The 12,613-nt window shown below is 70.0% G+C and carries 10 protein-coding genes; 1 reads left to right on the top strand and 9 read right to left on the bottom strand.

The window, feature by feature from the left end; translation table 11 throughout:
* Positions 1–81 precede the first annotated feature (81 nt).
* Positions 82–1,146, top strand: a complete 1,065-nt coding sequence (locus tag VIP82_RS10290; RefSeq protein WP_331908219.1) for an SDR family oxidoreductase — start codon at positions 82–84, stop codon at positions 1,144–1,146.
* Positions 1,147–1,421: 275 nt separating this feature from the next.
* Here VIP82_RS10290 and VIP82_RS10285 read toward each other — a convergent pair whose 3' ends face one another.
* The 9 genes from VIP82_RS10285 to VIP82_RS10245 form a co-directional block, all read right to left on the bottom strand.
* Positions 1,422–2,360 carry a putative endonuclease domain-containing protein gene (locus VIP82_RS10285; protein ID WP_331908217.1) on the bottom strand — a complete coding sequence of 313 codons (939 nt, stop codon included), beginning with the start codon at positions 2,358–2,360 and terminating at the stop codon, positions 1,422–1,424.
* Positions 2,361–2,709: 349 nt separating this feature from the next.
* Positions 2,710–3,825, bottom strand: coding sequence for an adenosine deaminase (locus VIP82_RS10280; RefSeq protein WP_308868257.1), 1,116 nt, complete (start codon positions 3,823–3,825; stop codon positions 2,710–2,712).
* 93 nt (positions 3,826–3,918) lie between these two features.
* Complete coding sequence (locus VIP82_RS10275; RefSeq protein ID WP_331908215.1) at positions 3,919–5,247, bottom strand: thymidine phosphorylase; 1,329 nt, start codon at positions 5,245–5,247, stop codon at positions 3,919–3,921.
* Entirely contained in the window at positions 5,244–5,645 is a 402-nt protein-coding gene (locus tag VIP82_RS10270; protein ID WP_163620590.1) for a cytidine deaminase, read from the bottom strand. The genes VIP82_RS10275 and VIP82_RS10270 overlap by 4 nt, the downstream gene beginning before the upstream one ends.
* 168 nt (positions 5,646–5,813) lie before the next feature.
* A complete protein-coding gene (locus VIP82_RS10265) occupies positions 5,814–7,094 on the bottom strand; it encodes an ABC transporter permease (protein ID WP_331908213.1) in 1,281 nt (426 codons plus the stop codon).
* The gene (locus VIP82_RS10260) at positions 7,091–8,461 is read right to left on the bottom strand and encodes an ABC transporter permease (protein ID WP_414684652.1); all 1,371 of its coding nucleotides are present in this window, start codon (positions 8,459–8,461) and stop codon (positions 7,091–7,093) included. Before VIP82_RS10260 ends, VIP82_RS10265 begins: the two co-directional genes overlap by 4 nt.
* A gap of 50 nt (positions 8,462–8,511) precedes the next feature.
* On the bottom strand, positions 8,512–10,029 hold the full coding sequence (locus VIP82_RS10255; protein WP_331908209.1) for an ABC transporter ATP-binding protein: 1,518 nt from the start codon (positions 10,027–10,029) through the stop codon (positions 8,512–8,514).
* A 93-nt stretch (positions 10,030–10,122) separates the two neighbouring features.
* Positions 10,123–11,271, bottom strand: coding sequence for a BMP family lipoprotein (locus tag VIP82_RS10250; protein WP_331908207.1), 1,149 nt, complete (start codon positions 11,269–11,271; stop codon positions 10,123–10,125).
* Positions 11,272–11,433: 162 nt separating this feature from the next.
* On the bottom strand, positions 11,434–12,549 hold the full coding sequence (locus VIP82_RS10245; RefSeq protein WP_331908205.1) for a mannose-1-phosphate guanylyltransferase: 1,116 nt from the start codon (positions 12,547–12,549) through the stop codon (positions 11,434–11,436).
* Between the last annotated feature and the right edge of the window lie 64 nt (positions 12,550–12,613).

The raw sequence follows: 12,613 nt of genomic DNA, 5'->3' as shown, positions 1-12,613 counted from the left end.
CGGCGCTTCCGGCGCCGATGCGGGCCCGCGACCCGGCGCTTCCGGCGCCGCGGAACCCGGCGCCTCGGCGGGAGCACCGGAGTGAGCCGCGCAGGACACACCGGCGCGGCACGTGCTGCCGCCGCGCTCAGCAGCCTCTCGACGCAGCCGATCACCGTGAGCGATCCCGCCGCACTCCCTGTCCGCCACGAGCGTGTGCGGGTGCTGGTGACGGGCGGCGCCGGCTTTCTCGGATCCCACGTGGCCGCAGCGCTCGTGGCCCACCCGGATGTCGACCTCGTCGTGGCGGGCGACGTGCGGCGGCCCGAGCATCCGATCGAGGGGGTCGTCTACGACGACTGCGACGTGACGCGCGCCGCGGGGTTGGTGCCGCTGCTGGAGCGTCACCGCATCGACGTCGTGGTGCACCTCGCGGCGATCGTGAACCCGGGGCGCGACCACCACCTCGAGTACCGCGTCGACGTCGACGGTTCGCGCCACGTGCTCGAGGCCTGTGTCGAGGCCGGAGTGCGGCGCGTCGTGGTGTCGTCGTCAGGAGCCGCCTACGGCTACCACGCCGACAATCCCGAGTGGCTGCGCGAGTCCGACCCCGTGCGCGGCAACGACGAGTTCCCGTACTCCAAGCACAAGCGTCTCGTCGAGCAGCTGCTCGGCGGCTACCGCACCGCGCACCCGGAACTCGAGCAGGTCGTGTTCCGCATCGGCACGATCCTCGGGCCCACGGTGCAGAACCAGATCACCGCGCTCTGGGACGGCCCGGCGCTGCTCAGGGTGCGCGGCTCGGAGTCGCCGTTCGTCTTCGTCTGGGTCGACGACGTCGCCGCAGCGATGGCGCGCGCGGCCACCGACGGACCCCCCGGGGTCTACAACGTCGCCGGCGACGGCCGCGTCACCGTCCCGGAGATCGCGCAGCGCCTGGGCAAGCCGGTCGTGACCGTGCCCGCCGGCGTGCTCGGCTTCGGCCTGCGTGTGGGGCGGATGCTGCGCCTCACGGTCCACGGCCCCGAGCAGGTCGGCTTCCTGCGCTATCGTCCCGTGCTCGCCAACCGTGCGCTGAAGCAGGACTTCGGCTACACACCCGGCAAGACCTCGGCAGAGGCGTTCGAGGCCTACCTCGCCACCCACCCCGGCGTCTCCCGCCGCTGAGCAGGCCTCGTCGTTCTCAACCTTGCGGTCCAGGACTCCCAGGTCCCCGGCATCCAGAACCCGCATAACCCGGACCGCGCTCAACTCGGTCGCCGGAATGCGCACCCAGCGGTCCAGGACTCCCAGGTCCCCGGCATCCAGAACCCGCATAACCCGGACCGCGCTCAACTCGGTCGCCGAATTGCGCACCCAGCGGTCCAGGAACCCCAGGTCCCCGTCATCCCGTACCTGCGTGAGCCGAACCTGCGACCGGGCCACTCCCGATATCGCGACAGCTAACGACGCCATCCCGCACGCACCAATGCCCGGCGGACGAGGTCAACGGCGACGCCCGGGTCGGGCCACAGGTGGTGATGGAGGATTCTGACCAGGTGCCAATCGAGCTCGGCGATGCCTCGCCACCGGTCGGCGTCACGGGCGAACTGATAGACGTCTTCGGCGTGCTGCCGACCGTCGTACTCGACTCCGACGCGGTACGCGGGGTAGGCCAGATCGAGGCGCGCGGCGAAGCCGCCATCTGGGCGGAACAACTCCAGCGCCAACTCCGGCTCAGGCAGTCCCGCATCGATCAGCTCCAAGCGGAGCTTCGTCTCCCGAGGCGACTCTGAACCCTCGCGTACACGGTCAAGGAGCGGCTGCAGTCGGCCGCATCGCATCCTCGAAGCCTCCGCGCGCAGCTCATCGATCGTGGCCAACCGCCGGCTGCGCGCCACGAGGAAGTCGGCCGCAACGATGAGCTCGACATCGGGGAGATGAGCCGACGCCTGCACCCACGCCCGATCCGGGGCCTCGATGCGCAGTCCCGCCACCCGCTGCGCGGCGGGCTCTCGCGGCGCCAGCCGATGCGATACGACAGTTTTCGTACGGGCGGGATTCCGCGGTCTGATTGCGGAGACGTGGATCGCCTCGTCCCACGCGTCGGCCGTCGGTGCCCCGTGGAGGACCAGCGCCGTGGAGTGGCTGAAGAAGTCCCCCTCGTGCATGCGCGTAGCGAACTGGCGGCAGCGCCTTCGGAAAGCGCGCAGCCGTATCTCGCTCTGCGAGAGCTGGGCAGAACGGCGCGCGTCGAGTTCGTCGACGTGCCGCCACTCGCGGACTCCGTGGAAAGGCCGCTCGAAGAGCGGCCCGTCGAGCGCGCCCCGCCCGACTCCGCGGGCGATGGCCTCGCCGACCCGGAACGGCTCATTGCCGAACGGGGAGTCTCTTGTCGTCATGCACCCGAGTCCACCGCAGCGCCCGCGCGGTCTCGTCCCAGCTGACCTGATCTGTGCGCACCGCCGCAATCCGCCTCGCTGTGGAGGAGGCGCTGTCCGACGATGTCGCACGCGTGCGCTCGGCGGTCCGGGATTCCCAGCGGCCCGGCCTCCGGAACCTAGGAAGCGCGGACCTGCATACCTCGGCACACCGGCTCGCGCCTGGGTCCGGTCCAGGAATCCCACGCTCTTCGCGCCCAGAACCCGCGAATCCTGGACCGCGCCGCCGCAAGAGACCCGCGGCTGGACGGCGCCGCACGAACGAGCGGATGCCTCGAGCCGAGGCATCCGCTCGCCGCACGCGAACCGGTTAGGCGTCGAAGCCCTCGGCGATGAGGTCGATGAGCTCCTCGCGCTCCTCCACGGGGAGGAAGGCGCCGGCCGCCGCGTTGAGCTGGAACGCTTCGAGGTCATCGAGCCCGTACTCGAAGGTCTCGACCAGCAGCGCGAGCTCGCGGGTCAGCGAGGTGCGGCTCATGGTGCGGTTGTCGACGTTCACGGTCACCGAGAAGCCGAGCTGGTACAGGAGGTCGAAGGGGTGGTCCTCCATCGTCGTGCCCCAGCGCTCGATCGCGCCCGTCTGCAGGTTCGACGACGGCGACAGCTCCAGCGGGATCTCACGGTCGCGCACCCAGCGGGCGAGGTCGCCGAACTGCACGAGCACCTCTTCGCCGGCACGCGAGACGACCTCGAGGTCCTCAGCGATGCGCACGCCGTGGCCGAGCCGCAGCGCGCGGCCGTCGATGAGCGCCGAGCGGATGGACTCGAGCCCGGCCGCCTCACCGGCGTGGACGGTCGCGGGGAAGAACTCCGACGCGAGGTAGTCGAAGGCGTCGCGGTGGTTCGAGGCGGGGAAGCCGTCCTCAGGGCCGGCGATGTCGAAGCCGACCGCGCCGCGGTTGCGCCATTCCACAGCGAGGCGGGCGATCTCCAGCGACCGGTCGGTGTGGCGCATCGCCGTGATCAGCTGACCGACGCGGATATCGTGACCCCGGCGTTCGGCGGCATCCTCGCCCTCCTCGATGCCCTCCTGCACGGCGGCGACGACCTCGTCGAGCGACAGCCCGCGCGCGAGATGCTGCTCGGGCGCCCAACGCACCTCGCCGTAGATCACGCCGTCGGCGGCGAGGTCTTCGACGAACTCCCGAGCGACGCGCGTGAGGCCCTCGCGGGTCTGCATCACGGCGGTCGTGAGGTCGAAGGTCTTCAGGTACTCCACGAGGGAACCCGAGTCGCTCTTCTCCGCGAACCAGTCCGCCAGGTCGTCCGGCTCGGACTCCGGGACGTCGAGCCCGATCGCGTCCGCCAGCTCGATGATCGTCGCCGGCCGCACGCCGCCGTCGAGGTGATCGTGCAGCGACACCTTGGGCAGGCTGCGGAGTGACAGACCGTCGAGAATGGCGTCGCCGTGCTGGTCGATGGGCATGGATTTCTCCTCGATTGCGATCGCGAGTGGGGGTGATGGACGGATGCCGCGACCCGGCGCCGCGCCGGATCCCCGGCGCGGGACTGACCCAGCCTAGGCGGTGATGCGTTCCAGGACGAGAGGAGCGGCAGCCGGCGCCTCGGCACCGATCTGCCACGCGCCGTCGACTGCTTCGAGGGCGCGTTCGAAGCGCGAGTCATCCTCGCCGAGCAGGGTGAACAGCGGCTGGCCGGCAGCCACCTGATCGCCCGGCTTGACGTGAAGGTCGATGCCGGCGGCATGCAGCACCGGGTCCTGTGCCCGCGCGCGGCCGGCACCCAGGCGCCATGCGGCGATGCCGAACGGCAGCGCCTCCATGCCTGTGATGTATCCGGCTCGGGTCGCCGTGACCGTGTGCGTCTCGTTCGGGGCGGGCAGCGCGGCATCCGGATCGCCGTCCTGCGCGCGGATCATGGCGCGCCAGGCGTCCATCGCGCGGCCGTCCCGGAGCGCCGCCTCGACGTCCGCGTCCGGCTGCCCGGCTAGTGCGAGCATCTCCCGCGCGAGCGCGATCGTCAGCTCCACGACGTCGGCAGGGCCGCCGCCGGCGAGCACCTCGACCGACTCGCGCACCTCGTTCGCGTTGCCGATCGCCAGGCCGAGCGGCGTGTTCATGTCGGTGAGGAGAGCCGTCGTCGCGACGCCCGAGTCGGTGCCGAGCGCCACCATCGTGCGCGCGAGCTCGCGCGCACGGTCGACGTCGCGCATGAACGCGCCCGAGCCGAACTTCACGTCGAGCACGAGCGAGTCCGTGCCTTCGGCGATCTTCTTCGACATGATGCTCGACGCGATGAGCGGGATCGCCTCGACGGTTCCGGTGACGTCCCGCAGCGCGTAGAGCTTCTTGTCGGCGGGCGCGAGCCCCGAGCCGGCGGCGCAGATGACCGCGCCGACGTCGCGCAGCTGCGTGAACATCTCGTCGTTCGACAGCGCCGCGCGCCAGCCCGGGATCGACTCGAGCTTGTCGAGCGTGCCACCGGTGTGACCGAGTCCGCGGCCCGAGAGCTGCGGGACCGCCACGCCGAACGAGGCGACCAGCGGAGCGAGCGGCAACGTGATCTTGTCGCCGACGCCGCCCGTGGAGTGCTTGTCGACGGTCGGCTTGCCGAGGCCGGCGAAGCTCATGCGCTCCCCCGACGCGATCATCGCGTCGGTCATGACGCGGATCTCGTCGCGCGTCATCCCGTTGAGGAGCACCGCCATCGCGAACGCCGCCATCTGCGAATCGGCGACGTAGCCGCGGGTGTAGGCGTCGACCATCCACCGGAGGGCGGGCTCCGGCACGGAGCCGCCATCGCGCTTGCCGCGGATGACGTCGACCGCGTCGAACGGCTCGACCGCCGCAGCACCCGTACCCGGCTGTTCGACAGGTGCGCCGGTCATCGTGCCGCCTCCTCGAGATCGCGGGGGCCGAACGCGTCGGGAAGCACTTCGTCGATCGTGCGGATGCCCGACACGGTCTCGAGCAGCATGCCGGGGATGGCGAACTCGTTCAGCAGCTGCCGGCAGCGACCGCACGGCATGATCGTGTCGCCGTGGCCGTTGACGCACACGAAGGCCACGAGGCCTCCGCCGCCCGACATCTGCAGCTCGCTGACGAGGCCGCACTCCGCGCACAGCCCGACGCCGTACGACGCGTTCTCGACGTTGCAGCCGGTGACGATGCGCCCGTCGGTCACGAGCGCGGCCGCACCCACCTTGTAGCGGGAGTACGGTGCGTACGCGCGCTGCATGGCGTCGGTCGCGGCGGCGCGCAGCTCGTCCCAGTCGATATCGGTCACTTCAGGACTCCGTTCACGGTGAGGGAAAGCGTCACAGGGGTCCGCTGCCGTTCCGTCGAGCCCGTCGGAGCATCCGATCGACTGCCCCGGTATCCGGAGGGTCGGCGGCGGCGGGTCCGGATGCCGCGGCTCGGCATCCGTCGCTCGTCACGGTCGCGGCGGGCACGGTCACCCCTTGATGTATGGCTTGCCCGCGGCGGCGGGGCCGCGGATCTGCCCGGCGAAGCCGGCGACGGCCAGGATCGTGACGATGTACGGGAGCATCGCCATGAACTCGACGGGGATGGGCGTCTCGAGCACGGACAGCAGGTTGCGGAGGTTCGTCGCGAAGCCGAACAGCAGCGCGGCGAATGTGGCGCGGATCGGGTCCCACCGGCCGAAGATGACAGCGGCGAGGGCGATGAAGCCCAGGCCTGCGGTCATGTCCTTGGTGAACTGCGGCACCGACACCAGCGTGAAGTACGCGCCGCCGATGCCGGCGATCGCGCCGGCGAGCGAGACGTTCCAGAAGCGGGTGGTGTTGACCCGGATGCCGACGGTGTCGGCGGCCTGCGGGTGCTCGCCGACGGCGCGCAGGCGCAGCCCCCAGCGCGTGCGGTACAGACCCCACGCGACCAGGGCGACCGTGACGTACATCAGGTAGCCGATGAAGGTCTGGTTGAACAGCACCGGGCCGAGGATCGGGATGTCGCCGAGGAGCGGGATCTTCCAGCGCTGGAACACGACGGCGCTGTTGAGCGCCTGCTCGTTGGGCACCAGCAGCGCGCCGTAGAGGAAGCCGGTCAGGCCCGCGACGAGCACGTTGAGCACGACACCGACGATCACCTGGTCGACGAGGTACTTGATCGAGAACGCCGCCAGCACGAAGGCGACCAGCACTCCGCCGATCATCGCGCCGATGAGACCGACGAACGGGTTGTGCGTGATGCTCGACAGCAGCGCGGCGACGAACGCGCCGAACAGGAACTGACCCTCGATCGCGACGTTGACGACGCCCGAGCGCTCGCCGATCACGCCACCGAGCGCGCCGAAGATGAGCGGGATCGACAGGGAGACGGCGCCGAAGAGCAGACCGGTCACCGGAACGAGCCCGTCGGCGGCGGCCCACACGAGGAACGCGAAGATGCCGAGCAGGCCGTAGACGATGGGAAGCCACGCGCCCGGACGGCGGTACGTGTAGGCGGCCCACAGCGCGTACAGCGTCAGGAGCAGCAGGATGACCCAGACGGCCCAGCTGGTGGCCGCGGTCGGCACCGAGACGGTCGGCAGGTCGAGCACGGATCGCGCGTCGCCCAGGCGGAACCGGCTCTCACCGGTGCGCGGGGCGAGCAGGAACAGCAGTGCGAGAAGCACCGTCACGATGGACAGCGAGATCGCCAGCTTGAAGTGGCGGATCTTCACGGGCGCCGCGGTGGACGCGGCCGGTGCGGTCACGAGGGTCGCGCTCATGATGCCGACACCGCCTTCTCGTTCGCGGGCTGGGGCGGATCAGCGGGAGGGCTGGGCGGCCGCTTGGCCGCCTTGGCGCGCGCCTTGGCGGCCTTCTCGGCATCCGTCTTGGGGAGGAAGAAGATCGTGCGCACGAGCGGCGGCGCCGCGATGAAGAGCACGATGAGCGACTGCACGACGAGGACGATGTCGACCGGGATCCCCTGCGACGCCTGCATCGTGAAGCTGCCCGCCTTGAGCGCGCCGAACAGGATGCCGGCGGCGAAGGTCCCCCACGCCCGGCTGCGGCCGAGCAGGGCCACAGTGATGGCGTCGAAGCCGATGCCGGCGTCGATGTGCGAGTCGAACCCGGTGACGACCGAGCCCTGGATCTGGTTCATCGCGGCCAGGCCCGACAGGCCACCCGCGAACAGCATCGCGTAGATGTACATGCGCGACACCGAGATGCCGGCCGCGCGCGCAGCGTGCGGGTTCTCGCCGACCGCACGGAGCCGGAAGCCGAGACTCGAGCGCTCGATGAGCCACCAGACGAAGACGGTCGCCGCGATCACGATCACGAAGCCCCAGTCGAGCAGCGGGAACCGGGGGCCTAGCAGATCGGGGAACTGCGCGCTCGGCGGCGTCGGGCCGGAGATCGGCTGGTTGCTGTTGGACTGCTGCAGCAGGCCGGGGGTGCGCACGAGCCACATCACGAAGTACAGCGCGACGTAGTTGAGCATGATCGTGAGGATCACCTCGTGCGCGCCGGTGCGTGCCTTGAGTAGTCCCACGATGCCACCCCAGATCGCACCGCCCGCGATACCGGCGGCGAGCGTGAGCGGCAGCTGGATGAACATCGGCAGATCGAGCTGGAAGGTGACCAGCGCCGCCGTCGCCGCGGCGATCAGCATCTGCCCGCGGCCGCCGATGTTGAACAGGCCGACACGGAACGCCAGCGCGACGCCGAGTCCGGCCGCGATCAGCGGGGCGGCGAATCCGAGCGTGTTGGTGAGCGGGCGGATCTGCGTGGCGAAGTCGTTGGCGCGGGCGTTGAAGATCGAGCCGCGGAAGAGGGCCTCGTAACCGCCGTACACGGAGTTCCAGATGGCGACGAAGGTGTCGCCCGGACGGGCGAAGAAGTAGACGGATGTCGCGCGCACATCCTCGTTCGTGAACGCCATGAGGATGCCGCCGACGATCATCGCCGCGACGATCGCGAGGATCGTCGTCACAGCGCTGCCGCGCAGCAGCTCCTTGATGAACACGTTCTGGCGCGGGGGCGGTGGCACCTCGCCGTCGACCGCGCCGGGCGCCTCGGGCGTCGGTGCGGGCAGGCCCGGTGATCCGGTGAGCGGCCCCGAGACGGGAGGCAGCTGCTCGGGCGGCAGGCCTCGGGTCGGCTCGGAGGCTCCGGAGGCCGGTGCCGGGGACTGGTCGTTCACGCAGCCGCTCCACTCTCGGGCGACTCGCCCGCCATCATGAGGCCCAGGACGTCTCGAGGCGTGTCGCTGGGCACGATGCCGACGATCCCGCCGCGGTACATGACCGCGATCCGGTCGGCGAGGGCTACGACCTCGTCCAGCTCGGTGGACACCACGAGGACCGGCACCCCGGCATCCCGCGTCTCGACGATGCGGTGGTGGATGAACTCGATGGAGCCGACGTCGACGCCGCGCGTCGGCTGCGACGCGACGAGGAGCTTGAGCTCGCGGCTCATCTCGCGGGCGATGACGACCTTCTGCTGGTTGCCGCCCGACAGCGTGCCCGCGGGCACATCGGCGCCCTGGGTGCGGATGTCGTACTCGGTGATGCGCGCCTTCGCGAAGTCCTCGAGCTCTCCACGGCGGATGGTGCCGCCGCGCACGAAGTCGCGGTCGCCGGAGCGGTCGAGGATGAGGTTCTCGGCGACGGTGAACGTGCCGACGAGGCCGTCCTCGGTGCGGTCCTCCGGCACGAACCCGACGCCTTCGTCGAGGATCGCGCGGATGCTCTTGCCGACCAGCTCGATGCCGTCCAGCGAGACCGAGCCGCTGACGCGGTCGCCGAGTCCGACGATGGCCTCGACGAGCTCGGTCTGACCGTTGCCCTGGACGCCCGCGACGGCGAGCACCTCACCGGGGCGGACCGTGAAGCTGACGTCGTCGACGACGACCGCGCCTTCGGCGGTGATGACGCGGAGGCCGTCGACCGCCAGGCCGCCCTCGCCGATCTTCGGCGGGTTCTTGTGGACGGTGAGCTCGACGGCGCGCCCGACCATGAGCGAGGCCAGCTCGGTGTTGGAGGCGGTGGGCGAGGCCTCGCCGACGACCTTCCCGAGCCGGATGACGGTGATGCGGTCGGCGACGGCGCGCACCTCGCGGAGCTTGTGGGTGATGAAGACGATCGAGGTGCCCTCATCGCGGAGCTGCCTCATGATCGCCATGAGCTCGTCGGTCTCCTGCGGCGTGAGCACCGCGGTGGGCTCGTCGAAGACGAGCACCTTCGCATCGCGCGCGAGCGCCTTGATGATCTCGACGCGCTGCTGCACGCCGACCGGGAGCTCGCCGACGAGCGCGTCGGGATCGACCTCGAACCCGAAGCGGGCGGCGACGTCGCGCACGTGCTGGCGGGCGGCGCCGAGGTCGAGCGCGCCGAGCGCCTTCGTGCTCTCGTGGCCGAGCATGACGTTCTCGGCGACCGTGAAGACGGGGATGAGCATGAAGTGCTGGTGCACCATGCCGATGCCCGCGGCCATGGCGTCACCCGGGCCGCGGAAGTGCTGGACCCGATCGTCCAGCAGGATGTCGCCCTCGTCGGCCTGGTAGAGGCCGTAGAGCACGTTCATCAGAGTGGACTTGCCGGCGCCGTTCTCCCCCAGGAGAGCGTGGATCTCACCGGGTCGGACCACGAGATCGATGTGGTCGTTCGCGACGAGAGACCCGAACCGCTTCGTGATTCCACGGAGCTCGAGCTTCATACTGTGCACCTTAGCGATTGAGGCAGCGGGCGAGGAAGGACCGCGGCCGGGCGGATATGGCATCCACCCGGCCGCGGCATGTCTGCGCTCGGATTACGGCGAGCTGGGCGAGGTCACCTCGAGGTCACCCGAGATGATCTGCTCCTTCAGAGCATCGAGCTCGTCGAGGAGGCCGTCCGGCAGCTGCGACTCGAACGAGCCGAAGCCGGAGAGGCCGACGCCGTCGTTGTCGAGCGTGCCGACGTACGGAGCGACATCGAACTCGTCCGCGGCGGCCTGCATGGTCGCCTCGTAGACCGCGCTGTCGATCCGCTTCATGATCGAGACCAGCACGAGGTCGGCGACCGACGGGTCGGCGACGGCGAGGTCGGAGTCGACACCCAGCATCACGGCGCCGTTGTCGGTGTCGCGGATGGCCTGTGCGGCGCTCTGGTAGATCGGGCCGCCGACGGGCAGGAGCACGTCGACACCCTGGTCGAGCGCGGTCTGCATGGCCTGCTTCGAGTCGTCGTTCGCCTCGAAGTTGAACGTGAACTGGCCGGTCTGGGCAGCGACGTCCCAGCCGTACGTGGCGACGGAGGCGCCCTTGTCCTCGTTGTACTTCTCGACGCCGTCGACGAAGCCGTCCATGAAGATCGTCACGGGCGGGATCGGGATGCCGCCGACGGTGCCGACGTTGTTGACGCCGGACTGCGCCGACCATGCGGCCGCGGCGTAGCCGCCGAGGTACGCGGCCTGCACCGTGTCGAACATGAGGGGCTTGATGTTCGGCGCGTCGGTCTCGCCGTCGCCGGTGTCCTTGCCGTCGTCGCCGGTGGCACCGGTGTTGTCGGCCCAGTCGTCGATGATCGCGTACTCGAGCTCGGGGTTCGCGAGCGCCGAGGCCACGGTGTCGGCGGAGAGCTTGAAGCCGACCGAGACGATGAACGTGCAGCCTTCCGAGACCAGGTTCTCGAGGTTCGGCGCGTAGTCGTTCTGCGACGACGACTCGACGTCGATCAGCTCGACGCCCAGCTCGTCGGCAGCCTTCTGCATGCCTTCGAGCGCCGACTGGTTGAACGACTTGTCGTTGAAGCCACCGTCGTCGGAGACGATGCACGGGGTGAAGCCTTCGACCGCGGGTCCGGCGTCGCCGCCGTCGGTCGGGCTCGTCTCGGGTGCGGAGCCGCAGCCCGCCAGGGCCAGCAGAATGCCTGCGGCGGCTGTGACGCCGACAAGCTTCTTGGTGCGTGAGATGGTCAACTCAGCCTCCACTACATTCCCCCGCGTCCTTCACGGGGACTGCACAAAGTTACCCACTGTGACGGCGCGGTTGCATACTCCAGCGGCCCCTGTTCGCGAAAGGTTACAAAGACGCAATACGCGGTGCGATGAGGAGAGCGGATGCCGCCGCCGCGGCATCCTTCACAGCACCTCGCCGCGCCCGCTCAGCTTGAGTGCGTCGACGACGCCCTTCACGCGCTGCGCGTGCTCGCTCGTGGTCACCAGGAGCGCATCCTCGGTGTCGACCACGACGATGTCGCGCACGCCGATCAGGCTGATGACGCGTCGCGTCTGGCTGACCACGATGCCGCTGGCGGCGTCGGAGAGGATGCGCGCGTTCTCGCCGAGGATGGCGAGGTCGTTCTTGCGTCCGTGGGAGTTGAGCTTGGCGAGGCTCGCGAAGTCGCCGACGTCGTCCCAGTCGAAGTGGCCGGGGATGACGGCGAGGCGCCCCTTCGCGGCCGCGGGCTCGGCGACCGTGTAGTCGATCGCGATCTTCTTGAGCGTCGGCCACACCCGGTCGACGACCGGTCCGCGCTCGTCGCGGTCGTCCCACGCCTCGGCGAGGTCCATGAGTCCCGCATACAGCTGCGGCTCGTTCTCGGCGATCTCGCCGAGGAGCACGTCGGCGCGAGAGATGAACATGCCCGCGTTCCAGAGGTAGTTGCGGTCGGCGAAGTACTCCTTCGCCGTGTCGAGGTCGGGCTTCTCCACGAAGCTCTCCACCAGCGCGGCCTCGGGCGCACCGTCGATCGACAGGGCGTCGCTCTTCTTGATGTAGCCGAAGCCCACCGACGGCTCGGACGGCTGGATGCCGATGGTGCAGATGTACCCCTCGCGCGCGGTGGCGACCGCCTGGTTCACCGCCCACTCGAACAGCTGCGGCACGCGGATGACGTGATCCGCGGCGAACGAGCCGATGATGACCTCGGGCTCACGGCGGGAGAGGATCGCGGCTGCGAGGCCGATCGCCGCCGTCGAGTCACGGGGCTCGGATTCCAGGAAGACGTTCTTGTCGGCGATGCCGGGGAGCTCCCGCTCCACCGCACCGCGGTGCGCGCGGCCCGTCACGACGGCGATGCGATCGGGGCCGGCGAGCGGCTCGAGCCGGTCCCAGGTGTCGCGCAGCAGGGTCTGCCCCGAGCCGGTGAGGTCGTGGAGGAACTTCGGCGCGTCGGCACGCGACAACGGCCACAGCCGGCTGCCGATGCCGCCTGCGGGAATCACGGCGTAGAAGTCGTCGATAGGTCCTGGCATGTCTCCGAGGCTACCGCCGAACCTGCGCGCGCGACGGCGGCCGACCTCGCGGCCGGCCGCCGTC

Origin of the sequence: Microbacterium sp., from assembly GCF_036566905.1 — a bacterium.
Taxonomy (GTDB): domain Bacteria; phylum Actinomycetota; class Actinomycetes; order Actinomycetales; family Microbacteriaceae; genus Microbacterium.
This window is presented reverse-complemented; position numbering and strand designations above follow the sequence as displayed.

Bases quoted from the DNA above. Each gene is read 5' to 3' on its own strand.
- VIP82_RS10285 (WP_331908217.1), bottom strand. From the start codon at position 2,360: ATGACGACAAGAGACTCCCCGTTCGGCAATGAGCCGTTCCGGGTCGGC.
- VIP82_RS10280 (WP_308868257.1), bottom strand. From the start codon at position 3,825: ATGCCCATCGACCAGCACGGCGACGCCATTCTCGACGGTCTGTCACTC.
- VIP82_RS10275 (WP_331908215.1), bottom strand. From the start codon at position 5,247: ATGACCGGCGCACCTGTCGAACAGCCGGGTACGGGTGCTGCGGCGGTC.
- VIP82_RS10265 (WP_331908213.1), bottom strand. From the start codon at position 7,094: ATGAGCGCGACCCTCGTGACCGCACCGGCCGCGTCCACCGCGGCGCCC.
- VIP82_RS10255 (WP_331908209.1), bottom strand. From the start codon at position 10,029: ATGAAGCTCGAGCTCCGTGGAATCACGAAGCGGTTCGGGTCTCTCGTC.
- VIP82_RS10245 (WP_331908205.1), bottom strand. From the start codon at position 12,549: ATGCCAGGACCTATCGACGACTTCTACGCCGTGATTCCCGCAGGCGGC.